A 26,388-nucleotide genomic window follows, 5' to 3' on the forward strand; every position below is an offset into this window, starting at 1 on the left:
CCCCCCTACTCCCCCCTCTCCTTACGCTACGAAACATAACGCAACTGACAACCAAAAACTAAACAAAGTGTTATGACATCTACAGCAAAAATTTCTTTAGCAACAGGTTGGGATTGGCTGATTAGGCTAGTCACGAATGAAACTTTTATATACATAATGAAGCGGCTGTTACAGGCATTATTAACTTTGTTTTTAGCGTCGGCGCTGTCGTTTCTAGTTATGCAACTTGCTCCTGGAGATTTTGTCACCCAATTAGAAGCAGATCCCAAAAAATCTAGAGAGCAAATTAAGGCGTTACGGGAATTTTGGGGATTAAATAAGTCTTGGGTGGAACAATATTGGCTTTGGTTGTGGAATATTGTCTCCAAGGGCGACTTTGGGCCGAGTTTCTCTTATAAACGCTCAGTAGTATCTTTGTTGTGGGAACGAGTACCAGCAACATTGCTGTTAGCAATCTCTTCATTAATCGTAACCTGGGCGATCGCCATTCCCTTAGGCATCATCGCCGCTATCAAGCAAAATCGCTGGACTGACCGGATTTTACAAGTCATTAGTTACGCTGGACAAGGATTTCCCAGTTTCATCACCGTTTTGGTGCTGCTTTTCTTTGCTCAAGTCACTTCGCCGTTGTTTCCCGTAGGCGGTATGACTAGCATCAATCACTCAGAACTGAATTGGTTTGGCAAAATCCTCGATATCGGCTGGCACATGATTTTACCTACCATCGCCTTGTCAATTACCAGTTTTGCAGGTTTACAACGCATCACTCGCGGTGAATTGTTAGATGTTCTGCGTCAAGATTATATCCAAACTGCTCGTGCTAAAGGGCTGCCAGAAAACCGCGTAATATATGTTCATGCTCTCCGCAACGCTGTCAACCCTTTAATCACTCTATTGGGCTTCGAGTTAGCTAGTTTATTAAGTGGAGCCTTCATTGCCGAACAATTCTTTAACTGGCCTGGTTTGGGACGATTGACTTTACAAGCTGTCATGTCTCAAGATTTATATCTAGTCATGGCTAGTTTAGTCATGAGTGCAGTTTTGCTCATTGTCGGTAACCTAATTGCCGACTTAATGCTGAAAGCTGCTGACCCACGTATTCGTCTAGAAAACTTGAATTAGTCATTGATAGCGTATGGGGCATAGGGCATGGGGCATTGGGCATTAATTTTTCTTTCCATCTTTGCGTCCCCGCGTCCCCCATCTCCCTCATCTTCCCCATCTCCCTACTCCCACCCCTTCTATGTTGTCTGAAGTTTATTACCTCGTGCGTTCAAAAAGTGATGGTCGTTACTTGACAGCTCGTCCTAATGCAGATGCATCAGGTTATCTGTTATTGTTTCGAGAACACTTTGATGCTCTTAGTTATCTGAATACTCATGCAGCGGAAGTGGCTAATCGTTTTGCCATCGAATCGATTCCAGGAACACAGTTAGGAAGTTTGCTCAAACGCTGGGGTTTTAGTGGTGTAGGAATTGTTAGTGACCCATTATTGCCCAAAGTGGAGTTTTTACAACATAGTTAAAAACTAATAGGACTTACGCAAAAACTCTCTCAAACTCTTATTTCTTTGTGTCCTACCCTGCGGGGAGCCACTTCTCTAACGAGACGCTACACGAATGCGGTAGCCTGCGGTAAACCGCTCCACATCTACGTTTTTCGTTATTTTGCGTAAGTCCCAATCTTGAGAAGCAGCTTCATGTCACAAAAAAGCAAATAAAATATATTAAGAAAATAAAGAGGCGATCGCACAAGTAAAATCAGGCAATATCGGTGAATTTAGTTCATCACCACTGAACAACGTGGCAGCTAACTTTAAACTCCCTTGCTCGCGCCGATAAACCTCCACTTGTTGTTTGTGCCAGTCGACAATCCAATATTCCCTGACACCTCTTGCTGAATAAAGCTTTAGTTTAAGTTCCCGATCTCGCTTTTCATTCTCAACACCGGAAGACAACACCTCCACTACCAGTTGTGGCGCACCAGTCAAATGCCCCGCCTCATCTAAAAGTAACGGCAATCTCTCATTACTAACCCAGACAACATCAGGAATGACATTATCATTCTCGCCAAAAATTACACCTGGAGCCATCACAACTTCTCCCAGACCAGTAGTCTGTGACCAATTATCTAGCGAGGTACTAATTCTCACACAAGTTTTTTGATGTTTCCAGTGAGGCGCTCTGGTCACAAACAATTCTCCGTCAATAATTTCATAGCGATTCCCGTTATCTGGGAATAATTCTAAGTCGGCAGTAGTCCAGCGCACTCTCTCAGATATCGGCTGGTTCATAAATCATTATTTGTTAAGGTATTTACCTATTTTACCTAGATGGGGCATGGGGCATCGGGCATGGGGCATGGGGAGATGAGGGAGACAAGGAGAATAATTCCCAATTCCTAACTCCTAACTCCTAACTCCTAACTCCTAACTCCCCACTCCCTCAATCCTCTATACCACTACCTTTTCTTTTTCCAAAATCAACTTAGAACGCTTCACTTGCTCAGGAATGGCTACTGGATAATTTCCAGTAAAGCAGGCAGAACAAAAACTATTGGTGTCTTCTCCTGTGGCTACTAGCATTCCCTCCCAGCTGAGATAAGCAAGGCTATTTACTTCCAGTTGCTTGGCAATTTCTTCTACTGATTTGGTAGCAGCAATTAGCTGGTCTTGAGAATCAGTATCGATGCCGTAGAAGCAAGGGTGAGTTACTGGTGGAGAAGAAATTCGCATGTGTACTTCTATTGCACCCGCCTCACGCAAAGTTTTAACCAGTTTGCGACTGGTGGTACCGCGCACAATGGAGTCATCTACAATAATCACTCTTTTGCCCACCAGTACATCTTTAAGTGGGTTGAGTTTCATGCGGATACCTGATTCGCGCATAGTCTGGGTTGGTTGAATAAAGGTTCGCCCGACGTAGCGATTTTTAATCAGTCCTTCCATGTACATAACACCAGAAGCTTGAGAAAATCCAATGGCCGCAGGGATACCAGAATCAGGAACTCCAAAGACAATATCGGCATCTACAGCAGATTCCTTTGCTAATTGCCGCCCTAATCGCATCCGATAGCTGTACAAACTTTCGTTATGCATAATGCTATCGGGGCGGGCAAAGTAAATCATCTCAAAGATACACAATTTTCGCTGGGGCTGTTGGCTCCAATGATAGGAAGCTAAACCTTCTTCTGTCATCCAAACTAATTCACCAGGTTCTACATCCCGCAGGTATTCGGCTCCAATAATATCCAAACCACAGGTTTCCGAAGCCAAAACGTAACGCACTGGATTACCAGGCAAAGTGCCAATTACTAGAGGACGAATGCCATTGGGGTCACGCACCCCCATAACCCCATTCGGAGTACCAATAACTAAACTAAAGGCTCCTTCGCAGCGATGAAATGCTTGAATGGCACCTTCTAACCAATCTGCACCTGCGTCGATGGCTTGAGCGATGGCAAAAGCAATCATTTCTGAGTCTGTTGTGGTGATTAAGTTGCATTTGTTATCCAGCAACTCTTGACGCAATTGTACTGTATTGACTAAATTACCATTATGTGCAAGAGCTAATGAACCCAGACGGGTTTCAACGACCGCGGGTTGAGCGTTAACTTTGCGGCTAGAACCTGTAGTTGAATAACGAGTGTGACCAACAGCAAGGCTACCAGGTAACTGTTCTAAGATAGATTCGTTAAATACTTGAGATACCAAGCCCATATCTTTGTGCAGGTGGACTTTCGTACCCTCAAAGGTGGCAATACCAGCTGATTCTTGACCCCGGTGTTGGAGTGCATACAATCCAAAGTAGCTTAGTTTAGCAACGTTTTCTCCTGGCGCGTAAATACCAAAAACACCGCAAGCTTCTTCTGGCTTGTCGGGATGATTTTCATAATTATTGATTGCGTTGTTGGTCTGGTCGGGGTATTCATCCAAAGTGACAGAATGAATAGAAGTCATGCTAGCTTTGCTCCTGGTGGGGGGTCTGTCAATTTTGGATTTTAGATTTACGATTTTGGATTGACCGCACCCCAGAAAGAATACGGGTTGATAATTTGAGATTGCTTTAATCCGCTAAAGACGGATGATACATAAACCTGAGTAAAATACTCCAATCCAAAATCTAAAATCTAAAATCTAAAATTTGGTAGTCGAGTCACTGGGATTATGTCGATAGATAGTCGCAGGATTCTTAATAAATCTTTAACCATCCATTAAAACAGTACCGTAATTGTGTTCGTGAAGGTTAAGAAATTAGAAGTGAAGAGTTATATTTTTTATTCTTAACTCTTGACCTCAGATCCTAAGTGCTTCAACTGGGAGTAGTGGTGTGGATAGCGAGACGCCTGACGATCGCCTGAGAATAGCGATCGCTGATATGTTCAATATTAACTTTGATTAAGGGTTGGTTGTCAGTGGTTAAAACCCCCAAACCCGCCTCGAAATTACCGACTATGCCGAGTTTTTGCCACTGTTGTCCCAGATGTTCCTGTAAGTATGATTCCCAAATTTCTTGGTGTTCTGGTGTTATGGAAACTAAAATTCGACTACCGCCTTCGGCAAACAGCACCTCATCTAGGCGAAATTGAGTTGGTGTTATTTCTAAATTAATTTGGGCACCCAACTTGCCAGAAATGCAACATTCTGCTAAAGCGATCGCTATTCCTCCCTCGGCACAATCGTGAGCAGAACGTACCCAACCATTACGAATTCCATGACGACAAACTTGCTGTACTCGACGTTCCAACTCAAAATCTATTTGTGGCGGTTTTCCAGCAACAGTACCGTGGATGGCGGCTAAATACTCAGATGCTCCCAAACTGAGTGGCGATGTTAAAGGCAATCCTAAAAGATAAATTACATCCCCTACTGTTTGCCAACCTTGACCGCAAATTTTAGTAATATCGGGAATCAAGCCCACCATACCCACAACAGGAGTGGGATAAATTGGTTGGGGAGTGCCCTGGGAATCAAGGGTTTCATTGTACAAAGAGACATTTCCACCTGTAACTGGTGTTGCCAATTCCCGGCAACCTTCTGCTAAACCGCGACAAGCTTCTGCTAATTGCCAGTAACCAATTGGTTTTTCTGGAGAGCCAAAATTCAAGTTATCTGTTACAGCTAGAGGTTCAGCACCCACGCAACTAAGATTGCGTGCCGCTTCCGCCACCACTGCCTTAGCTCCTTCATAGGGATCGAGGTAAACATAACGAGAATTGCAGTCTACCGTGGCTGCAACTGCGCTTTGGGCATTGGGAATTTCCTTGTCCCCTTGTCCCCCTTGTCCCCTTGTCCCCTTGTCCTCTTCCAGTGGACGTAAGCGAATAACAGCCGCATCTGCACCACCTGGTAAAATTACGGTATTGTTTTGGACTTGATGGTCGTATTGACGATATACCCAGCTTTTAGAAGCGATGGTTGGTGTATCAAGCAAACTTAAGAGAATATCATTCCAGCTTTGCAAGCCTCCTTGGAGTTCGATGCCAGCAATTGTACAACTAGGCAAAGAATTAGCAGTCCATTGCCAAGCTTTACGTGCATATTCTGGTGGTTCTGCCAGCAAATCTCGTTGATAAAGCGGCGTATTTTCTGCCAAAGCTTCAGCGGGAATTTCTGCTGCTACTTTACCTTGATAGAGAATTCGTACAATGGGTTGGGCAATCACTGTACCAGCAACCACAGCATGGAGTCCCCAACGGTGAAAAATGTCTATTAACTCCTGCTCCCTGCCTCTGTGGGCAACAAACAGCATTCGTTCTTGAGATTCTGAGAGCAAGTATTCATAGGGAACCATCCCTAGCTCCCGCACGGGAATTTTATCTAAATCTAGTTCAATTCCCACACCACCTTTTGCCGCCATCTCTGAAGTAGAACAGGTGATTCCTGCTGCTCCCATATCCTGGGCGGCGACAACCGCACCTGTTTTAAAAGCTTCCAGACAAGCTTCAATTAAGGATTTTTCTAGAAACGGGTCGCCCACTTGCACAGCAGGGCGGTCATCCATTGACTGTTCAGTCAACTCTGCGCTGGCAAAACTCGCGCCTCCCATACCATCGCGCCCGGTGGTGGAACCAACGTATAACACAGGGTTTCCCAAACCAGATGCTCCAGATTTGACAATTTCTGGCGTTTCCATTAACCCCAACGCCATTACATTCACCAAGGGATTACCGGAGTAAGCAGCATCAAAGTAAACTTCACCACCAACTGTGGGGACTCCCACACAATTACCGTAATGGGAAATTCCTGAAACCACGCCAGAAAATAACCTTTGGGTTTTGGCATCTTCTAGGGAACCAAAACGCAGCGAGTTTAAGATGGCTATGGGACGCGCACCCATCGTAAAGATATCCCTGAGAATACCTCCTACTCCTGTTGCAGCTCCTTGAAAAGGTTCAACAGCTGAGGGGTGGTTGTGGGATTCAATCTTAAAGGCTAGTTGTAGTCCGTCGCCTAAATCTACAACACCAGCATTTTCACCAGGCCCCACAAGGATGCGGTGACCTTCGGTAGGGAACTGTTTGAGTAAAGGTCGAGAATTTTTATAACAGCAATGCTCTGACCACATTACCCCAAACATTCCCAGTTCGGCTTTGTTGGGATGACGCCCTAAACGACGGACGATTTCTGCGTATTCTTCTGGCTTTATACCTTCGGCGGCGATTTCTTCGGGGGAAAAGGGAGCAGGAGATGTGGCAGTCATGGAAATAATGCACCAATTGTACAGAGCATTATTCTATCGATTTACTTGCCTTGTAAGTGTAGTTCTATAATTGTCGAACTGTTGTTTATTTATAACTATTTAGTTATTTGTATATTTAAAAACTTTTTTAAAAGTATTTAAATATATGTTGTATTCAATCCTCAAGTACTGGTAATTATACTGTTGCTAGCAAAGTTATAAAGTTTCTTTTTTTATAACGAGCATAAGTTATTTCTAGAATTTAGAAATAGCTGTTAGCCCATCACACGACCCATTAGTTCAAGGCAGAAAAAATTTATCCGAGACGATCGCACCTGCCGAATGTAGATTTAATGCCTCAGAATTGATTGTGCTTTATTTACTTCTACAACAGTAGGCTTAATCAGCGAATGGCTTTTGGAGAAAGAATTCTGTGAACTTTTCAAAGACAACTCATCCAAATGAATAGACTTCTTGCAGAAGTTGGGAAAAGGGGGAAGGGAAAAAGTTCTCTATTGTCCCCTTCCCCTTTAAGCTTTACCCTTTTCCCCCTGGAGTGCAAAAAGCACTTTTGCAAGAGGTCTAATAAATTACCGTAGTAACCCAATTGAAAGGACTTGAATCGTGCCTAGAATTAGCATTCCACCCAATTTTATTGGTAGTTTTGGCTCCGACACTTTAGTCGGCGAAGAGTTAAATGTATCTGTGGCAATAGGTATCGATATTTTAACTGGAGGCTTAATTTGTACCCGCTCAGGTAATGACAGCATTAAGGGTAAAGCTGTTGGTAGCAGCGGTAGTACCAATGGCGGCAATGGGACTGGCATTGCCAACCGCGGCCGCTTGAACGTAGGAAATGGAAATGACACAATTACTGGCACTGGTACTGGTGGTGACGGCCAAAACGCCAACAGTAGTAACGGCGGCGACGGTGGAACTGGGACAGGCATCGCTAACAGCGGTAGTTTGAATGCAGGGGAGGGAAATGACGCGATCGTCGGCACTGGTACTGGCGGTAAAGGTGGCAGTAGCGAAGTTGATATTCCTGGGAATGGTGGAGTTGGTACAGGTATTGTTAACAGTGGCACTCTGAATGCAGGGAACGGAAACGACACGATCGCCGGCACTGGCACTGGCGGCAATGGCGGCGACGCCACCGGGGGCATCGGCAACAAAGGCGGTAGTGGCATCGGCATCAGCAACAGTGGTACTCTGAATGCAGCAGATGGAGAAGATACTATCATCGGCACTGGTACTGGCGGCAACGCCAGCGGCAGCTTTGGCGACGGCGATGACGGCGGTACAGGAATCGGCATTGCTAACAGTGGTACTCTCAATACAGGGGATGGAAAAGACACAATTAATGGCACAGGAATTGGTGGCGACGCCTCCGGGGGCAGGGGCAACGTTGGCGAGGGCGGTAGGGGCACAGGCATCAGTAACAGTGGCAGTCTGAATGCAGGGGACGGAAAAGATACAATTAACGGCACTGGTACTGGTGGCCAAGGCGGAAACGGTAACGACGGAGGCGGCGACGGCGGCACTGGCACAGGCATCAGTAACAGTGGCAGTCTGAATGCAGGGGACGGAAAAGATAAAATTAACGGCATCGGTACTGGCGGCAACGGCGGCTTTAGTAGCATCGGCATCGCGGGCCGCGGCGGTAATGGATTCGGTATTAGCAACGATGGTAGTTTGAATGTAGGGGACGGAGAAGACATTATCATCGGCATAGGTACTGGTGGCAGCGGCGACGATGGCTTCATCGGCGGTAATGGCGGTAGTGGCACAGGCATTGCCAACAGTGACAGTCTCAATGCAGGGGATGGAAAAGACACTATCTCAGGTACTGGTATCGGTGGTAGCGGTGGTGAGGGCGTCGAGTTAGGCTCTGGCGGTGCTGGCATCGGCATCGCCAATAGTGGCACTCTGAATGGAGGGAACGGAGAAGACACTATCATCGGTAACGGTACTGGAGGCAACGCTGGCATCGACACTGACAACGGTTTTTTCTTGAGCAACGGCGGTAGTGGGACAGGCATTAGCAACAGTGCCCAACTGAATACCGGAGACGGAGAAGACACTATCATTGGCACCGGTACTGGTGGCAACGGTGGCATCGGTGTTGAACGTCTGGGCGACTCTGGTGCTGGCATCGGCATCGAGAACACTAAAGACGGCACCATCACTACAGGATCGGGCAAAGACACAATTACTGGTTATGGCAACAGTTCTGGAAATAACTCCATAGCTTATGGCATCTTCAACGATGGAACCATCAATACTGGCAATGATTCTGACGTTCTTACCGGACAGGCTACAGCAACCATCGGTGGTACTGCCTACGGAATTTACGGAAAGGGAACCATTAAAACTGGTTATGGCAATGACAAAGTTGTCGCTACCAGTATCCTAGATGGAGTTCAACAGAAAGTGACTATCGGCGGCGGTATCAAGATTGCTCTGGGCGCTGGGGATGACTACTTTAAAGGCTTCGGTGCTGCAACTGTTGATGGTGGAGATGGTTTTGACACCCTCGATTTGACAGCTTTTAATCGCTCTCAACTGCTCGTATCTGGTGTTGTTGCTTGCAATACCCTTAAAACTGCCAACATCAGTTTCAATAACAATGGAAACCTCATTAGCTTGTCTACGACTGGTTTTGAGAGTTTTATCTTTGCAGATAGCTCTTTCTCTTACAACACTTTGGCAAATGGGGCATGAGTTTGTGAATTCGTCTATCTGATGTTTTACTCCCTAGTTAGGGTGATTGGCGTTATTTGCTTTGAAACTGAAAAAATATCTACCAGCGTATATACTCTTAGCTCGAAACTTGTATAGATTGACTATAAATCAGTGATTTCTTGGGTATATGCAGTTTTGCTGTAACAATCAAGTGACGACAATCACACTTATAGATGATTAGGATCGTCTCATTCCCATTGCGAGCTAGGCATAATTAAAGACAACTGAACTCTAGCCGAGTCATTAATAGGGAACACACTAATCACCGACAGCCTTCATCAAAGACTGTCGGTTTTTTGTCATTTTAGTAATTGGGCATGGGGCATTGGGGATTGGGCATTGGCAGAGGGGAAGATTTTCTCCCCATCTCCCCATACTTCTCTGCGAGAGGCTGCGCCAACGGCTCCGCTCAGTACAAGTCTCCCCATCTCTCCATACCCCATGCCCATAAAATTTCCCCACAACTGGTTAGTAACTTGACAGAGATTTAGCCACAGCTACTACCAAATGTGGGGAAGTTAGGATGGGATTAGTAATCTTATGTCTATGGAGTGTTAAAATTCTGTGTCCACTCTCACAGAGCAAAAGTATCTCCCAAAATCAGCACAAACTTTAGATTAAGACATCGCTTGAATGATGTAATCAAAGTATGGTGCAGCTTCAGCAGCGTCTTCTGCACTCAGTAACCCAAGGGCAGCTGTTTTCAGGGAATTGATAGCTTCTACCATTCCAGGGACAGGAACGCCCAATGAGTTGTACATTTCGCGCACACCAATCAAACCAATTTTTTCAATTGGCTCTTTGTCGCCAGCAAGTACACCATAAGTAATTAGGCGTAAGTACCAGCCAAAATCACGGATACATAGAGAACGTTGGCGTTCACCGTAAGCATTACCACCGGGAGAGATAAAATCAGGGCGCTTTTGCCAAAGTTGTTTGGTTGCTTCCTGGACTATCTTTTTTTCATTTTCAGCTAACGTAGCAGCAATGCGCGTCCGTTGTACACCGGTTTCCAAAAAGTCTTTGATATTTTTAAGTTCGCCACTGCTGGGATAACGCAGTTCGTCGTCGGCTTTGAGAATAACTTGGCTAATTACAGTCATGATGATTGAAATCACCTTAAATATTATCTGCTAGTTTAGCGAGTCTGAGGTACACAAGTGAAGGGGGAGTGGGGAGGTGGCCAGATGAGGGAGATGTAGCTTTAGCTTCTTGCAGGGTGGGAGCAGGGAGCAGGGGAGAATAATAACTCCCCAGTTAACAATCAACAGTCAACAGTCAACATACCCCAGACCAATGACTAATGACTAATTACCAATGACTAATGACTAATGACTAAAATAATTTGGCAACAAGGTGAATTAATTGAAGTAACCATCGCCGATCTGAGTGATAGTGGTGATGGTGTGGGACGTGCTGATGAACGTGTAGTGTTTGTTGCTGATACTGTACCAGGCGATCGCGCTCTTGTGCGTTTAGCACATGTTAAACCGAAATATGCCCACGCTAAGCTACAAAAGCTATTGCAACCATCTCCTCATCGCATCCGGCCTGCTTGTATTGTGGCTGACAAATGTGGTGGTTGCCAGTGGCAGCACATTAACTATGATTACCAGCTTGTAGCTAAGCAAAATCAAGTTATCCAAGCAATGGAGCGCATAGGCGGTTTTACCCAACCACCAGTAGATCGAGTCCTGGCTGCTGGTTCTGCTTTGGGCTACCGCAATAAATCTACTTATCCTCTGGGGAAATCGGTAACCGGACAAGTACAAGCTGGTTACTACCAAAAAGGTAGTCACCAATTAATCAACTTAAATCAATGTCCAGTGCAAGACTCGCGTTTAAATCCCATGCTTGCTGAAGTCAAGCAGGATATTCAACGGCGGGGGTGGCAAATTTACGACGAACAGCGCCACCTTGGGCAAATTCGCCATTTGAGTTTACGCATCGGCCGCCATACTGGCGAAATGTTGCTGACTTTGGTGGTGAAGGACTGGAATTTACCAGAAATTGCCACCCAAGCCCAGGAATGGTTAAAGCGTTATCCCCAGCTAATGGGAGTATGCCTGAATCGCAATGGCGATCGCACAAATGCTATCTTTGGATTAGAAACCCGTTGCATCGCTGGAGTACCCCACCTGTGCGAACAATTTGCTGGACTGGAATTTCAAGTGCGCCCAGATACATTTTTCCAAGTTTACACAGAAACGGCAGAGGCACTATTGCAGGTAATTCAGTCACAACTCAATCTTCAAGGACACGAATTGCTAGTTGATGCCTACTGTGGTATTGGGACTTTAACTTTACCCCTGGCCAAACAAGTACGCCAAGCTATAGGTTTAGAAGTGCAAGCAGCAGCCGTGGAACAAGCTATTTTCAATGCCCAGCGTAATGAAATTGATAATGTCACATTTCAAGTGGGGGCAGTTGAGAAATTGCTGCCAAAAATGGGCACAATACCAGAGGTCGTAATTCTCGATCCACCACGGAAAGGTTGCGATGGCGCTGTCATCGAAACTTTACGGCAATTGAAACCATCTCAGATTGTTTACGTCAGCTGTAAAGTAGCCACACTCGCCCGCGACCTGAAATTACTCTGTGAAGATGGGCAATATAAAATCACACGGGTACAACCTGCTGATTTTTTTCCCCAAACTGCTCATGTGGAAGCTGCTGCCTTTCTTGTGCTATGACATTTGGGTAAGGATGCTGATTCCTTTAAAAAAATTGAAATTTCAAATTTGTAGTCTACTGCATACTAACAATGCTAAAATCGAATTAACCTAAAAATAGAAATTCATTTTGTTTAAAGAAATTAAAGTTGCATTGATTCCTAAAAGTATGAATGGGATTGTGTAAATTAAAAATCGGCGATTAATTAGAGTATGCCAATACTCAATGAAATTGATAGCAATTTTCTAAGTTGCTCATTCCTAGATTTAATTTATTGCAGCCGTTATTTATTCCAGCAATCTCAAATCATTCATAGAATCAATGCTCCCTAGCATTTTCAAAATTTAGTTTTAAAGACGCAAGTTTGAAGGCAGCATGACCACCTCAATTATTATCAGGGTGCCTGTGACACCAAACTGATGTCTAGCTAACTGAAAGCTATGGGGTTTCTCTTGTGATTACTATTTCGCTTCGTCCAGTTGGACGTTATTGGGGCACTATTAGTTTTGCCTCAACCCTCTATCTTTGTCCCATATTAGACTTATTGTTGGCAGAAATTCCAGCAAAATTACAGTCAGAATTACGTTTAGGACTTCAAGAAGCCCTAGTAAATGCAGCTAAACATGGCAATAATCTAGATCCTAGTAAAAGGGTTGTAGTACGTTTTTCCTTAATAGATAATCAATATTGGTGGATAATTTCAGACCAGGGTAGTGGGTTTAACCCCTCACCCATTACTGATGAAGAACCAACGGACTATCTGCCACCAGATGAAGCAGAAAGTGGTCGGGGTCTATGTCTTTTACATCAAATTTTCGATCAGGTAGAGTGGAATCGCAAAGGTACAGAATTGAGGCTTTGTAAACAAATGGAAAATCGTCGGGGACTATCTCTGCGACGGTAATTGTAGTTAGGAGTTAGGAGTGATGAGTTAAAAGTCTAAAACTATTAACTCCTAACTCTTAACTCCTAACTTTTTCCATGAGTTGGACAGGGAGGAGCAGAAATAGACCTATCTAGCCAACCAATAGCTTGTTCTAATCTGGCTTGGGCTTCTTGTGGTTGATTGTTTAAAAGGTAAACAAGAGCTGCTGCCACTTGTTCGCTGGCGCGGGAATTGCGATTAGACTTGAGGCGATGCCAATCTTCAGGAGAGATGCTGAGTCTTTGCATCAGGGCTTGGGCTAGTTCTAAAGTACTAAATTCACTAAGTTGACTGGTTTTTGGCAGTTGTGCAGATTGAGACATGATTTCAAATCCTTTGTCAATTGTCAATTGTCATTGGGTATTGGGCATTGGGCATTGGGCATTGGGCATTGCGGTCATTTTGTCTCCAAATGTGGAGCAACTGCCGTAATTAGGCATTGAACAAAAGACTAATGACTAATGACAAATGACCAATCACAAATGACAATTGACTTTTAATCTTAGTTTACTACTTGTAAATGAAGCCGTCTCAACAATCACAACCACCAGGGGAAAATCCGGAACCAGATTTAGAGCAACAAATTGAGGAAGTAGAGCGATCGCTCTTGTCCTTGAGAGAACGTTACAATCAAGTACAGCGAGATGGTCAGCAAAAGGCTCAATTCCAGCAGCGTCAGGAGCAATTAAAGCGCCATAAATCCCAGACACCAGAAATTAAAGCAGAATTACGGCAAATCAAACAGCAGTTAGAAATCCTAGAACTCAACTTAGAAAGTCAGTTATTTTCTTGGCGTAGTCTGAAAAAACCTTTCTGGCAGGCCGTCCGCTTTGGTGGAATGGGCGTTATCATAGGCTGGATATTAAAGTCTTATGCTGGATAATCGCAATTTAGGATTGGATTAATCAGGTAACATTCTTTAATATGTTTAGTCCCTACGTAGACGAAATATAAGTTGCATAATATGGTAAATCGACGGATTGCAGAAATATTGCGAAGTGGTCAACCTGATGAGTCTCTTCTAGTTCAAGGCTGGGTGAGGACAAAACGCGAATCCAAAGGATTTGCTTTTATCGAAGTTAATGACGGCTCATCGCTAGCTAATTTGCAAGTCGTCATCAATCAGGATTTGCCAGATTATGAAGCTACCTTGAAAAAACTGAACACAGGTGCTGCTGTTGAAGTGGCTGGGGTATTGGTAGCTTCCTTGGGTAAAGGACAGCGAATTGAATTAAAAGCACAATCCATAAAAGTCCACGGAGAAGCCGATCCCGATACATATCCCCTGCAAAAGAAACGTCATTCCTTTGAGTTTCTCCGAACCATTGGACATTTGCGATCGCGTACTAATTCTTTTGGTGCAGTTTTTCGGGTGAGAAATGCTTGTTCGGCTGCAATTCACCAATTCTTCCAAGAAAGAGGCTTTTTATGGGTACATACACCCATCATTACTGCTAGCGATTGTGAAGGTGCGGGCGAACTTTTTAGCGTTACGAGTTTGGATTTAAAAAATATTCCCCGCACTGATAATCAAGCAGTAGATTACAGTCAGGATTTTTTTGCTAAACCGACATATTTAACAGTTAGCGGTCAATTAGAAGCAGAAATTATGGCCATGGCGTTTAGCAATGTCTATACATTTGGCCCTACTTTCCGCGCAGAAAATTCAAATACTTCGCGTCACTTAGCAGAATTTTGGATGGTTGAGCCAGAAATGGCTTTTTGTGACCTAGAAGGCGACATGGATTTAGCTGAAGCGTTTCTCAAACATATCTTTAATTATGTGTTGGAAACTTGCCCGGAAGATATGGAATTTTTCAACCAGCGCATTGATAATTCTGTGTTGGCAACAGCCGATAATATTATTAACAATCAATTTGAACGCTTAACTTATACAGAAGCGATCGCACTTTTAGAAAAAGCCGATGTCAAATTTGAATATCCCGTCAGCTGGGGCTTAGATTTACAATCAGAACACGAACGTTACCTGGCTGAACAATTGTTTAAAAAACCAGTAATTGTTACAGATTATCCAGCGAAAATCAAAGCTTTTTATATGCGCTTGAACGACGACGAAAAAACCGTCCGTGCAATGGATATTCTCGCGCCGAAAATTGGCGAAATTATTGGTGGTTCCCAACGGGAAGAACGCTTAGAAGTTCTAGAACGTCGGGTAGTAGCACAAGGAATGAAGCCAGAAGATTTATGGTGGTATTTAGATTTACGTCGTTATGGGACTGTTCCTCACGCTGGTTTTGGTTTGGGTTTTGAACGACTTGTGCAATTCATTACCGGAATGGCAAATATTCGTGATGTAATTCCCTTCCCGCGTACACCACAAAGTGCCGAGTTTTAGTTTGAGTTGAAAACCAGGCGATTAGAAATCAAGTCTACACAAACTAAGTCCGTCTGATAGATTAATAAAAACTTTGAAACCCGCATTCGCGGGTTTTATTTGTATAGAGGGATATTTTATCAAGCGAATCCCAAAAATAACATATAGTTAATAAAAATGCATATATTTGATAACTCATGTTATTGTTAATTCTCAGTATTAATAATGAGCGATACGCCATAGAAAGCCGACAAGTTGTAGAAGTTATACCCCTTGTCATTCTTAAAAGCTTGCCCCACAAACCTGAATATATAGCGGGTGTTTTTAACTATCGGGGACGTATTGTACCAGTCATAGACTTATCTGAGTTAATGGCTGGGAAACCCAGTTGCGAAAACTTCAGTACTCGGATTGTATTAGTCAAATACTGGGGAAAAAATTCTACGGAAGTCCGAGAACCTTATATTTTAGGCCTAATGGCAGAACAGATTGTAGAAACATTACAAAAATCGGAGTCGGAATTTGTTGATTCCAATATTCAGATCGATGCAGCACCATATTTGGGCAAGATGATTGTAGACACTCAAGGGATGATTCAATGTCTTCGCATTGAGAATTTGTTGTCAGAAACACAGCAAGTGAATCTCTTGGCAGAAAGTGGCCGCAATGCTGAATTTTAGATTGCCCTGAAGAGTCAATAAATGGCACAATCTGTGATTGAAGCTTTACTAAAAAGCAAGATTGGTTTGGATGCAAATTCCATTGGTGCTGATGCGATCGCTAGTGCTATTTCTCAACGGATGCTAGATTGCGGTATTGGAGATATTGCTAGCTATCTGGGAAAATTGCAAGCATCTAGCCAGGAATGGGAAGCATTGATTGATAGTGTAATTGTTCCAGAAACTTGGTTTTTTCGAGAACCAGAATCTTTTACCTTTCTGAAACATTACGTTTTATGTGAGTGGTTGCCAAAAAATCCCCAAGGTGTATTGCGGGTTTTGAGTTTACCGTGTTCTACGGGTGAAGAACCATATTCCATTGCGATCGCTTTATTGGAAGTAGGATTAAATCCTACAAATATTCACATCGATGCTGTTGATATTAGCAAAAAATGTCTGCTAAAAGCCCAACGAGCAATCTATCATCAATACTCATTTCGAGGCAATACCCAATTATTTCAACACCGCTATTTTCAATTAACTGAAGCAGGATATCACCTATGCGAACAAGTCAGGCAAATGGTGAATTTTCTCCAAGGTAATTTACTAGATAATAATTTATTAGCGGATACGCTGCCTTATGATGTTATTTTTTGCCGTAATTTATTAATTTACTTCGATCGACCCAACAAAACCCGCACTATTAAATTTCTGGAAAAGTTACTTCTCCCAGAGGGTTTGTTATTTGTTGGTCATGCAGAAACCGGTTTGTTGCTGAACTCCTATTTCGTTTCTGTGCGTCAGCCTTTAGCATTTGCTTATCACAAACCACTCGCCTCTCACCCTGTTAAACATGCTGATATTTGCCTAGATAATCCTGTTAAAAATCATCTTTTTGAGCGCAAATTACCCCTAAAAAATATAATTCTTCCACAACACACACAATCTCATATTTCAGCGCAAGCTACCAAAATAAATACTAAAATTTCAACTCAAAATCTTTCAGATAATTTATTAGAAACAGCGAAAATCCTAGCCGATAGGGGTTGCTTAGACGAAGCCATTAAACTGTGCAATTCTTATCTCAGGCAAAACCGCGCCAGTATCGAAGCCTATGTCCTTCTTGGTCAGATGCAGCAAGCAATGGCACAAAATGAACAGGCAGCACAATCTTTTCAAAAGGCAATTTACTTGCAACCTACTCACGAAGAGGCACTTACTCATCTAGCATTGCTTAGAGAACATCAAGGAAATATTGCTAGCGCCAATCTTCTGTGGCAACGAATTCATCGGCTAAAAAACAAGTGAACATTAAAAATTAAGAGTTAGGGAGTTCTAAGTAAAAAATATTTCATAGAAGATAAGTAGAACGACTTGAAAAAACCAAACTATGTTAAGTAATGTAAAAGAATAAAATTCAGTTCGTAGTGAGGACTTTAGTCCTTTTTTGAGAACTCAAGTTCTCACTACAAACCTTTAATTATTTATCCTGTTCTACTTAGTTGACTGTTGACTGCTTACTGTCAACGACCGGAATTGGAATCATTTATTTTTTTGAATTCCTTAAAAAATGTTTAATTTTTAATTCTCAATTCTTTTTGGTGGGTTCAGGTCTTCACTTATTTTAACTACACCGTTCCTCTTGAAAGTCAACACCTATCAGTGAATATTTTGACCACTCAAATAAGATTGCTATGGATTTGGTAAGGGTCTCAAACTCATTTATTCTCTGATTAAAGATAAAACAGATGATGGCTGCTTAATAATTTGTTGCAAAACTAGCGATTTGAATCGTTATTCTCCTTTGGTATTTGGGAATTGTAGAAGTTGAAGCAATTTGGTGAAAAACAGTTTTAATAAATATGCAACAAGGAATAAGAATTAATCAGTTTGTAATGGGTGGATTTGGAGTAATTTTATTATTAACAGGTATTGCTAGCTTAATCTCTAAATCAACAACTGATTCTCTCATCGATTCTGTTAGTTTATTAAATCATAGTTATTCTGTTAAGTTTTACTTAAAAGAAATAGAAAAAAATTTGGTTGATGCTGAAACGGGACAAAGGGGATTTTTGATTACAAATAATTCAGATTATCTCCAGCCATATAACAATGCTATTAATAAAGTTGAAAATAATGTCAAAGAATTAAAAAATAAATTTTTCAAGAACGAACAACAAATTAAAAAATTAGATATTATTGAAACTTATGTTCGAGATAAATTTCAAGAATTAGCAGATACAATCAAACTTAAACAATCTGGAAAACAGCAAGAATTACTAATTCTGATTAATTCTGATAAAGGCAAAAAAATTATGGATAAAATCAGAGAACAGCTAGACGCAATGCTGCAAATAGAAGAACAAATTTTAGAAGAAAGACAAAAGCAGGCAAGCCAGGTTCAGGCATTTGCAAACTTTATAAATATAGCCAATTTTTTATGTATCTTGATTGTAGCAATCATTATTTCACTAATTATTATACGTATCCTCAGTGCTTCCTTAAATCGCTCCTTACAGTCGGCTTTTAGTATAGCAGAACGAGTTTCTGCTGGTGATTTAACAACCGAAATCGAAGTGACTTCCAATGATGAAATTGGCAAGTTAATGGACTCTCTGAAAAACATGGTCGGTAACCTGAATACTCTCATCCGTCAGGTGCAAAACTCAGGCATTTTGGTTAGCAAATCAGCTACTCAAATTGCTGCCTCCGGGAAGCAATTAGAAGGGACAATTTCCGAGCAAGTAGCTTCTACAAATCAAGTAACTGCTACTGCCAAAGAAATTGCTGCTACTTCCAAAGGACTGGTAAACACTATGGAACAAGTCGTGGCTATGTCACAAATAACGACCACAGCTGCTAGCAGCAGTCAAAAAGATTTACTTCGCATGGAAGTTACCATGCGACAGTTGTCAGAAGCGACCAATGCTATTGCTGGGCGATTGGGAATAATCAGCGAGAAAGCTAACAACATTAACAATATTGTGATTGCTATTACCAAAGTCGCAGACCAGACAAATTTACTGTCGTTAAATGCTGCCATTGAAGCTGAGAAAGCGGGAGAATACGGCTTGGGTTTTGCCGTGGTTGCTAGAGAAATTCGCCGATTGGCAGATCAAACCGCAGTAGCCACCCTCGACATTGAACAGATGGTTAAACATATGCAATCGTCAGTGTCTACAGGTGTGATGGAAATGGATAAGTTTGCCGCAGAAGTAGGGCGGAGTGTGGAAGATGTGGTCAGTATCAGCTTGCGAATTGGGCAAATTATCCAGCAAGTCCAAGACGTGACACCACATTTTGAGTCTGTAAGCCAGGGTATGGAAACTCAGTCCTTGGGAGCGCAACAAATTAGCGATGCAATGGTGCAGTTGAGCAGCACCTCAGTGCAAACAGCAGATGCTCTGCGAGAAATCAATTATGCGATCGCCCAACTCAACCAAGTCGCCCAAGGATTGCGTCAAGAAATTTCTCGTTTTCAGGTGAAAACAGAACATTCTGGCTCTGTTTAAGTAGACGATAAATTTTCCTATCCATCTACTTATAAATCCAACTACAAATTGAGGAAAGATAAAATGCTTAGCAATTGGAAAATCAAAGACCTGACTTTACTTGGTTTTTCTATCCCAACAGTTTTAATGATTGGTTTTAGCCTCATGGTCTATACAACTTCCAATCAAATATCACAAACCTTTAGACAAGTAGGTATTTCCCAAACTGCCCTAGTTGGTAAAGGTCGGATGTATATCGATCTCATCAATATGGATCGGAGAATTCGTAGATATGTTCTCGATCCTCAAACTAATAATGATGCTTTAGACCTGTATCAAAAAGATCAGCGTGACTTTCAAGATGCATTCGAGTTAGTAGATAAGACCATAGAGAATCTCAAACAAAAAGAAAGATTAAAAAGTATGTATCAACTTTATATTACCTATGATAAATCAAAAGATAATTTTATTAATAAACAAATATCATTGATAAATAATAATGCCGATAAATCAAAATTATTTCAAAATTTAAATTTACATATTGAAGAATTTGAGCGAATATCTAATGAATTTGAAGTTAATGAAAATCAAATTTTGGAACAAAGTGTCACCTCAACTAAATCCGCTTTATTCTCCCTGAGTGCAATAACGATAATTGCCTCGATATTATCATTGTTAATTGCGGTGGCAGCTACTTTTTTTATTGCCCAAGTTTTAAGTAAAAAACTTGCCAAAGCTGTGGAAGTCGCAGACAAAATTTCTGTTGGTGATTTGACACAAACAGTTATTGGAGGTGCAAGTAATACTAAAGATGAAGTCGGGCAACTTCTAAAAGCCTTTGAAAATATGATCCAGAGCTTGAATACGCTGATTCGTCAAGTACAGCAGTCTGGCATACAAGTGACTTCTTCCACAACTCAAATAGCAGCATCAGGCAAGCAATTAGAAGCCACAATTACCGAACAAGTAGCTTCTACCAACGAAGTTACAGCAGCTGCCAAGGAAATTTTTGCTACTTCCAAAGAATTGGTGAAAACGATGGAAGAAGTGGCAGGAATGTCACAAGCCACTACCACAGCTGCTGGTGATAGCCAAAAAGATTTATTGCGAATGGAAACTACCATGCGCCAATTAGCAGAAGCCACCAATTCTATAGCTGCTAGGCTTGGGATAATTAGTGAAAAAGCTAACAATATTAACAATATCGTTGTCACAATTACTAAAGTGGCAGACCAAACAAATTTGCTGTCTTTAAATGCTGCAATTGAAGCAGAAAAAGCTGGAGAATACGGCTTGGGTTTTGCTGTAGTGGCTAGAGAAATTCGCCGACTAGCGGATCAAACTGCTGTTGCTACCTTAGATATTGAACAAATGGTTAAACAAATGCAATCTTCCGTATCTACTGGCGTGATGGAAATGGACAAGTTTGCTGCGGAAGTGGGGCGGAGTGTAGAAGATGTTGCCAATATCAGTACTCAGGTAGGACAAATTATCGAGCAAGTACAATATTTAGCACCGCGTTTTGAAGCAGTAAATCAAGGTACAGAAACACAATCCCAAGGAGCGCAACAAATTAGTGATGCAATGGTGCAGTTAAGTAGTACTTCATTGCAAACAGCTGATTCTTTGCGAGAGATCAATAGTGCGATCGCTCAACTCAATCAAGTCGCCCAAGGATTGCGTCAAGAAATTTCTCGCTTCCAGGTGAAAGTATAATATTCCAAATTTATAAAACTAATATTTTATTTTTGTGAAGCTAGGTACACTTTGATTCCTTTTTACCTGTTAAGAGTCTCTAGGAATAGTTATCCGAATCAAACCGGATTCTTATAAGTAGAACTACTTGAAAAAACAAATCATATTAAGTAATGTAAAAATCATAAAATTCAGTTCGTAGTAAGGACTTTAGTCCTTTTTTGAGAACTTTAGTTCTCACTACAAACCTTTAATTATTTACCATGTTCTACTTAGTTGCTTACTTTATAATTTGTTTCTGTCTAGGAAATACATACTGTTCATCTTGTTTGTGATTTGGGAATTTTAATAATTGAAGGTGTTTTACGGTAACAGAGGAATAGTACCATATCCAATGTTCAAAAATATAAGTTTACAAACACGGTTGATCGGTTCATTTTTATTCATAGGATTGCTTGTATTCACAATGGCCTTGCTGGGATGGTTCGTTACTAACGAGTTAAATCAGTCAATTAACGCCCTAACCATGAATAATATACCCAGCTTGTCGGGGGTATGGAAGATTAAAGAAGGTCAAACACAAATTCAATCGGCAGAAAGATTATTATTGAATCCTGAAGTTACGGGTAGTGAAAGAGAGAGTGTCATCACTCAAATTCAGAGCGGTTGGAAACAGATTAATGATGGTATCCAACAGTACGAAGCAACGCCATTTAGCGAAGAAGAAACAAAAGACTATGAACTCTTGAAAGAGCAATTAGAAGCTTGGAAAAAATCCCATGAAAAATTATTAGATATTGAGCAACAGCTAAATCAAGTCGGAATTAAAAATCCTTGGAAAAAACAACTGGAATTAATCAACCAAAAACAGGATATCGCTAATTTTCCTACTGTACAAACTGCATTTAACTTACGCAATCAGCTTGTCTATGAAGTCAAAAATACTGAAGAACCATTATTTAAAATAACTACCGACCAAGCAGACAAACTTTTGCAGCTCCATGAATCTTATGTCTCAGATACACAAAAAGAAGTCGAGCAAAATGTGGCTCGCAGCATTTTCTGGATTTCTATAGGAATTGCCATTGGCCCGATAACAGCTATTGTTGTTGGGTTTGTCATCGCTCGACAAATTGCATCTCAGATTTTTGATGTTATTAAAGTTGCAGAGCAAATTTCTTTGGGTAACTTAACAACTCAAATTGCAGCTAACTCCAACAGCAAAGATGAAATGAATACACTCTTAACTGCTTTCCAAACCATGACGAAGAATCTTAACACTCTAATTCGTCAGGTACAGCATTCGGGCATCCAAGTGACTACCTCAGCTACTCAAATAGCAGCTTCGGGTAAACAATTAGAAGCTACCCTCATCGAGCAAGTAGCATCTACTAATGAAGTGACAGCCGCCACCAAAGAAATTTCTGCCACCTCCAGGGAACTAGTAAGTGCAATGGAACAAGTTGCCAATATTTCACATATCACGACAACAGCAGCCAATGATAGCCAAAAAGATTTATTGCGAATGGAAACTACCATGCGGCAGTTGTCAGAAGCCACTAATGGCATCGCTGCTCGATTGGGAGTGATTAGCGAAAAGGCAAACAACATTAATAATATTGTCGTCACAATTACTAAAGTGGCAGACCAAACAAATTTGCTGTCATTAAATGCGGCAATTGAAGCCGAAAAAGCCGGAGAGTATGGCTTGGGCTTTGCTGTAGTTGCTAGAGAAATTCGCCGATTAGCAGATCAAACCGCTGTTGCAACTCTGGACATCGAGCAGATGGTTAAGCAGATGCAATCCTCAGTGTCCACAGGTGTGATGGAAATGGACAAGTTCGCCACAGAAGTAGAGCGGACTATAAAAGATGTTGCCATTATTAGCAGACAAGTCGGGCAAATTATTCAACAAGTGCAAGACCTAAATCCGCGATTTGAGTTTGTTAACCAGGGTATGGAAACCCAATCTGTGGGAGCGCAACAAATTAGTGATGCGATGGTGCAATTGAGCAACACCTCCGTACAAAGTACCGATTCCTTGCGGGAAATTAATCACGCCATTGTCCAACTTAACCAAGTAGCACAGGGATTGCGTCGAGAGATTGCCCGCTTTCAGGTGAAAACAGAAGACGCCATACCTCTAATTCACCAATTCTCTTGAGCAGCTCCTATGAACCAGATGGCTATGGAATTAAATATTGAACGTTGTTGGAATTTTATCGGCACAGGGGGCGATGGCTCCTGTCCCCAGCTAGCTACACACACCCACTGCCGCAATTGTCCTGTGTACTCTACGGCAGGTCGCCACTTATTAGAACGCTCCATTGCCGAAAATTATCGCCAGGAATGGACTCAGCTATTTGCAGAATCGAGAGTTAGCGAACAATCTTCCCACACAACTCACATGACAGTTGTGATTTTTCGCCTACAACGGGAATGGCTGGCACTTTCAGCCCAAGTTTTTAAAGAAATGACTCTTCCGAGTGTGATTCATACCGTTCCCCACCGCAGCAATCAAATCTTTCGGGGATTGGTGAATATCCGGGGAGAGTTACTCTTGTGTGTCTCTTTCAGCCACTTGCTGAATCTCGAAGTAGCTGACACAGTAGTACCAGCACTCAGTCCAGTGGTGTATTCGCGTATGGTAGTTGTGGAAAAAGCTGGTAATCCTTGGGTTTTTGCTGTGGATGAGCTTTATGGTGTACACCGATTTGATGGGGATAAATTGCAAGATGCGCCTAAGAGTATGAGTTTAGCAACCCAAACCTATACAAAAGGATTATTTCATTGGCAACCTGCATCTCAAGAGCGATCGCTCAGTGTTAGCTACTTGGATGATGAACTGTTATTCTCTACCTTGGCGAGGAAGGTGCATTGATGTTAGATGAATCCGATGTCAGCAATCTTTCTTTGCTTGATTTGTTCAATATGGAAGTCAAAGCCCAAGTTGCAGTCATGAATGATTGTTTATTGGCGCTGGAGACGAAATCCGATGTCAAACCAGAACTGGCAGCCTTAATGCGGGCAGCCCACTGCATCAAGGGTGCAGCCCGCATTGTCCAAATCGAACCGGCGGTTAACTTAGCTCATGTGATGGAAGATTGTTTTGCAGCAGCTCAAGCACAAAAAGTGACTTTAACAGCCGATGGCGTTGATGTGTTGCTCCAAGGGGTGGATATGCTGTTGCATATGGCCAATCCCGATTTGCAGCAATTAGCAGATGTAAATATCACTACAGTGGTTAGTGCCATTGCCAATATTTTCACTTCACAAGCAATCCCAGAAACCCCAGCAAATCATGAGACAATATCTGCTCCTGTACAAGTTTTGACATCAAAAGAAGCACCGAACATCATCCAAAACCGAGCGGTGCGAATGAATACCGACAATCTCAACCGTTTGATGGGATTAGCAGGAGAATCGTTGGTTGAAGCTAACTGGTTAGAGCCATTTGCCAGTTCTTTACTCAAACTCAAAGGAAGTCAACTAGAGTTGTCTAACATGCTAGAAAAGTTACAAGACTTATTAGGCAACCAAATTTTAGATCGAGAAATTAAGGAAAATTTCACAACAATTCGTCAAAAAGCCAACGAATGTAGTCAGTTAACGAGCGATCGCCAAAACGAAATAGAATTATTTTCCCAACGGGCTGCTAACCTTGCCCAACGCCTTTATCAAGAAGTGATTGCCACTCGGATGTGTTCCTTTGCTGATGGCGGACAGGGATTTCCGCGTATGGTGCGGGACTTGGCAAGGCAGTTGGGCAAACAAGTGAAGTTGGAAATTGTGGGTAAGTCTACTTTGGTAGACCGGGATATTTTAGAACGTCTGGAAGCTCCGTTAACTCAAATTTTGCGGAATGCCATCGATCATGGCATCGAATCGCCCCAAGAGCGTTTAGCGGTGGGAAAGTCAGAAGAAGGATTAATTTGTATTGAAGTTGCCCATCGCGCTGGTATGTTGTTTATCACTGTTTCAGATGATGGACGGGGAATCGATATCGAGTTTTTGCGTCAAGCAGTTATCAGCAAACAACTGACAAACCCAGAAATGGCAGCCCAACTCACCGAAGCTGAGTTGATGGAGTTCCTATTTTTGCCTGGTTTTTCCACAACCGATACTGTAACCGAAATTTCCGGTCGTGGCGTAGGGCTAGATATTGCTCATAGCACTGTGCGAGAAGTCGGCGGGATGCTGCGGGCTGTGTCTGCTCCAGGAAAAGGCATGACCTTTCACTTACAGTTACCGTTGACGCTATCTGTAATTCGCACTCTGCTGGTGGAAATTGCTGGGGAACCCTACGCCTTTGGGTTAACGCGCATTGAACAGGTGGCAATCTTGTCTAGGTCTAACATTGCTGTATCAGAAAACCGCCCATTTTTTCTGATGAATAATCAACCTGTGGAGTTGATTTTAGCAAGTCAAGTTTTAGAGCTACCATCACCTGCGGTGAATATAGAATCTCTATCAGTGATTGTGATTGGCGATCGCCTCAATCGTTATGGATTAGTTGTAGATCGGTTTTTGGGCGAGCATAGTTTGGTTGTCCGACCCTTAGATCCCCGCCTTGGCAAAGTCCCCAACATTAGCGCCGCTGCTCTGATGGATGATGGCTCGCCAGTATTGATTGTGGATGTCGAAGATTTAGTACGTTCTATTGCGAAGGTATTTTCCAACGGCCAAGTTTCTCAAGTCAATCAGTCTGCTTATCAGGTAGTTAACAAAACCTACAAACGCGTCTTAGTGGTGGATGATTCCATTACAGTACGGGAAATGGAACGCAAACTTTTGGAAAATAATGGTTACAAAGTTGAAGTAGCAGTCAATGGTATGGATGGCTGGAATGTAGTCCGTAGCGGCAATTACGACTTAGTGGTCACAGATATTGATATGCCCCGGATGAACGGTTTTGAACTTACCAGCCAAATCAAAACTCATCCTAAGTTGAAGCAAACACCCGTGATTATCATTTCTTATAAAGACCGAGAAGAAGACCGATTGCAAGGGTTAGAAGCAGGTGCAGACTACTACCTCACCAAAAGTAGCTTTCATGATGACACTTTGTTAAAGGTTGCCATCGATCTGATTGGAGAAGCCTAGATTTTGCTAAAAGTCCACATATTAAGCTTGATGAAATAATTTACATATAAATACTTATACCGATTCAAAAAATGTTTGCGAC

Annotated in this window: 19 protein-coding genes; 14 read left to right on the plus strand and 5 right to left on the minus strand. The window is 42.2% G+C overall.

The window, feature by feature from the left end; all coding sequences use genetic code 11:
- Positions 1-72 precede the first annotated feature (72 nt).
- Both GNE10_RS10240 and GNE10_RS10245 read left to right on the plus strand, forming a co-directional pair.
- Positions 73-1,122 carry an ABC transporter permease gene (locus GNE10_RS10240; protein ID WP_099068837.1) on the plus strand — a complete coding sequence of 350 codons (1,050 nt, stop codon included), beginning with the start codon at positions 73-75 and terminating at the stop codon, positions 1,120-1,122.
- Positions 1,123-1,243: 121 nt separating this feature from the next.
- Positions 1,244-1,525 carry a hypothetical protein gene (locus GNE10_RS10245; protein WP_099068838.1) on the plus strand — a complete coding sequence of 94 codons (282 nt, stop codon included), beginning with the start codon at positions 1,244-1,246 and terminating at the stop codon, positions 1,523-1,525.
- Between the two features lie 201 nt (positions 1,526-1,726).
- Here the strand turns inward: GNE10_RS10245 and GNE10_RS10250 are convergent, their stop codons facing one another.
- From GNE10_RS10250 to purL, 3 genes are all read right to left on the minus strand, one after another.
- Positions 1,727-2,293: a Uma2 family endonuclease gene (locus GNE10_RS10250; RefSeq protein WP_185565085.1), complete on the minus strand. Its 567-nt coding sequence runs from the start codon at positions 2,291-2,293 to the stop codon at positions 1,727-1,729.
- A gap of 159 nt (positions 2,294-2,452) precedes the next feature.
- Complete coding sequence (gene purF / locus GNE10_RS10255) at positions 2,453-3,958, minus strand: amidophosphoribosyltransferase (RefSeq protein WP_185565086.1); 1,506 nt, start codon at positions 3,956-3,958, stop codon at positions 2,453-2,455.
- Positions 3,959-4,310: 352 nt separating this feature from the next.
- Complete coding sequence (gene purL / locus GNE10_RS10260; RefSeq protein ID WP_185565087.1) at positions 4,311-6,701, minus strand: phosphoribosylformylglycinamidine synthase subunit PurL; 2,391 nt, start codon at positions 6,699-6,701, stop codon at positions 4,311-4,313.
- Between the two features lie 603 nt (positions 6,702-7,304).
- Between purL and GNE10_RS10265 the strand changes: the two genes are divergently transcribed.
- Entirely contained in the window at positions 7,305-9,404 is a 2,100-nt protein-coding gene (locus GNE10_RS10265) for a hypothetical protein (RefSeq protein WP_185565088.1), read from the plus strand.
- Positions 9,405-10,042: 638 nt separating this feature from the next.
- Here the strand turns inward: GNE10_RS10265 and GNE10_RS10270 are convergent.
- Positions 10,043-10,528 (minus strand): allophycocyanin subunit alpha-B, encoded by a 486-nt coding sequence (locus GNE10_RS10270; RefSeq protein ID WP_099072800.1) that lies wholly within the window; start codon positions 10,526-10,528, stop codon positions 10,043-10,045.
- A 228-nt stretch (positions 10,529-10,756) separates the two neighbouring features.
- Here GNE10_RS10270 and rlmD point away from each other — a divergent pair, with 228 nt between their 5' ends.
- Positions 10,757-12,118 (plus strand): 23S rRNA (uracil(1939)-C(5))-methyltransferase RlmD, encoded by a 1,362-nt coding sequence (gene rlmD / locus GNE10_RS10275; RefSeq protein WP_185565089.1) that lies wholly within the window; start codon positions 10,757-10,759, stop codon positions 12,116-12,118.
- A 434-nt stretch (positions 12,119-12,552) separates the two neighbouring features.
- Positions 12,553-13,002: an anti-sigma regulatory factor gene (locus GNE10_RS10280; protein WP_099070663.1), complete on the plus strand. Its 450-nt coding sequence runs from the start codon at positions 12,553-12,555 to the stop codon at positions 13,000-13,002.
- Positions 13,003-13,067: 65 nt separating this feature from the next.
- Here GNE10_RS10280 and GNE10_RS10285 read toward each other — a convergent pair whose 3' ends face one another.
- Complete coding sequence (locus GNE10_RS10285) at positions 13,068-13,346, minus strand: DUF6439 family protein (protein ID WP_185565090.1); 279 nt, start codon at positions 13,344-13,346, stop codon at positions 13,068-13,070.
- 197 nt (positions 13,347-13,543) lie between these two features.
- On the opposite strand from GNE10_RS10285, the gene GNE10_RS10290 reads away from it, so the two are divergent.
- The 9 genes from GNE10_RS10290 to GNE10_RS10330 all read left to right on the plus strand — a co-directional run bounded on the left by GNE10_RS10290 (position 13,544) and on the right by GNE10_RS10330 (position 26,306).
- Positions 13,544-13,906 carry a hypothetical protein gene (locus tag GNE10_RS10290; RefSeq protein ID WP_099070665.1) on the plus strand — a complete coding sequence of 121 codons (363 nt, stop codon included), beginning with the start codon at positions 13,544-13,546 and terminating at the stop codon, positions 13,904-13,906.
- 81 nt (positions 13,907-13,987) lie between these two features.
- Entirely contained in the window at positions 13,988-15,379 is a 1,392-nt protein-coding gene (gene asnS, locus GNE10_RS10295) for an asparagine--tRNA ligase (protein ID WP_185565091.1), read from the plus strand.
- A 176-nt stretch (positions 15,380-15,555) separates the two neighbouring features.
- Complete coding sequence (locus GNE10_RS10300; protein ID WP_185565092.1) at positions 15,556-16,038, plus strand: chemotaxis protein CheW; 483 nt, start codon at positions 15,556-15,558, stop codon at positions 16,036-16,038.
- 21 nt (positions 16,039-16,059) lie between these two features.
- On the plus strand, positions 16,060-17,325 hold the full coding sequence (locus GNE10_RS10305) for a protein-glutamate O-methyltransferase CheR (protein WP_185565093.1): 1,266 nt from the start codon (positions 16,060-16,062) through the stop codon (positions 17,323-17,325).
- A gap of 554 nt (positions 17,326-17,879) precedes the next feature.
- Positions 17,880-19,529: a methyl-accepting chemotaxis protein gene (locus tag GNE10_RS10310; RefSeq protein ID WP_185565094.1), complete on the plus strand. Its 1,650-nt coding sequence runs from the start codon at positions 17,880-17,882 to the stop codon at positions 19,527-19,529.
- Between the two features lie 63 nt (positions 19,530-19,592).
- Positions 19,593-21,224: a methyl-accepting chemotaxis protein gene (locus GNE10_RS10315; RefSeq protein ID WP_185565095.1), complete on the plus strand. Its 1,632-nt coding sequence runs from the start codon at positions 19,593-19,595 to the stop codon at positions 21,222-21,224.
- Positions 21,225-21,597: 373 nt separating this feature from the next.
- Positions 21,598-23,367, plus strand: coding sequence for a methyl-accepting chemotaxis protein (locus GNE10_RS10320; protein ID WP_185565096.1), 1,770 nt, complete (start codon positions 21,598-21,600; stop codon positions 23,365-23,367).
- 9 nt (positions 23,368-23,376) lie between these two features.
- Entirely contained in the window at positions 23,377-24,084 is a 708-nt protein-coding gene (locus tag GNE10_RS10325) for a chemotaxis protein CheW (protein WP_185565097.1), read from the plus strand.
- Entirely contained in the window at positions 24,084-26,306 is a 2,223-nt protein-coding gene (locus GNE10_RS10330) for a hybrid sensor histidine kinase/response regulator (RefSeq protein ID WP_185565098.1), read from the plus strand. Before GNE10_RS10325 ends, GNE10_RS10330 begins: the two co-directional genes overlap by 1 nt.
- Positions 26,307-26,388: the final 82 nt, after the last annotated feature.

It is taken from the genome of Nostoc sp. 2RC (genome assembly GCF_014222165.1).
GTDB classification, from domain to species: Bacteria; Cyanobacteriota; Cyanobacteriia; order Cyanobacteriales; family Nostocaceae; genus Nostoc; species Nostoc linckia.

Excerpts from the sequence above, each read along its gene's own strand:
- rlmD (WP_185565089.1), top strand. The coding sequence starts at position 10,757 with ATGACTAAAATAATTTGGCAACAAGGTGAATTAATTGAAGTAACCATC.
- GNE10_RS10290 (WP_099070665.1), top strand. The coding sequence starts at position 13,544 with ATGAAGCCGTCTCAACAATCACAACCACCAGGGGAAAATCCGGAACCA.
- GNE10_RS10270 (WP_099072800.1), bottom strand. The coding sequence starts at position 10,528 with ATGACTGTAATTAGCCAAGTTATTCTCAAAGCCGACGACGAACTGCGT.
- GNE10_RS10310 (WP_185565094.1), top strand. The coding sequence starts at position 17,880 with ATGCAACAAGGAATAAGAATTAATCAGTTTGTAATGGGTGGATTTGGA.
- GNE10_RS10330 (WP_185565098.1), top strand. The coding sequence starts at position 24,084 with ATGTTAGATGAATCCGATGTCAGCAATCTTTCTTTGCTTGATTTGTTC.
- GNE10_RS10325 (WP_185565097.1), top strand. The coding sequence starts at position 23,377 with ATGAACCAGATGGCTATGGAATTAAATATTGAACGTTGTTGGAATTTT.
- purF (WP_185565086.1), bottom strand. The coding sequence starts at position 3,958 with ATGACTTCTATTCATTCTGTCACTTTGGATGAATACCCCGACCAGACC.
- GNE10_RS10315 (WP_185565095.1), top strand. The coding sequence starts at position 19,593 with ATGCTTAGCAATTGGAAAATCAAAGACCTGACTTTACTTGGTTTTTCT.
- purL (WP_185565087.1), bottom strand. The coding sequence starts at position 6,701 with ATGACTGCCACATCTCCTGCTCCCTTTTCCCCCGAAGAAATCGCCGCC.
- GNE10_RS10300 (WP_185565092.1), top strand. The coding sequence starts at position 15,556 with ATGTTATTGTTAATTCTCAGTATTAATAATGAGCGATACGCCATAGAA.
- GNE10_RS10320 (WP_185565096.1), top strand. The coding sequence starts at position 21,598 with ATGTTCAAAAATATAAGTTTACAAACACGGTTGATCGGTTCATTTTTA.
- asnS (WP_185565091.1), top strand. The coding sequence starts at position 13,988 with ATGGTAAATCGACGGATTGCAGAAATATTGCGAAGTGGTCAACCTGAT.
- GNE10_RS10245 (WP_099068838.1), top strand. The coding sequence starts at position 1,244 with ATGTTGTCTGAAGTTTATTACCTCGTGCGTTCAAAAAGTGATGGTCGT.
- GNE10_RS10305 (WP_185565093.1), top strand. The coding sequence starts at position 16,060 with ATGGCACAATCTGTGATTGAAGCTTTACTAAAAAGCAAGATTGGTTTG.
- GNE10_RS10285 (WP_185565090.1), bottom strand. The coding sequence starts at position 13,346 with ATGTCTCAATCTGCACAACTGCCAAAAACCAGTCAACTTAGTGAATTT.
- GNE10_RS10250 (WP_185565085.1), bottom strand. The coding sequence starts at position 2,293 with ATGAACCAGCCGATATCTGAGAGAGTGCGCTGGACTACTGCCGACTTA.
- GNE10_RS10240 (WP_099068837.1), top strand. The coding sequence starts at position 73 with ATGACATCTACAGCAAAAATTTCTTTAGCAACAGGTTGGGATTGGCTG.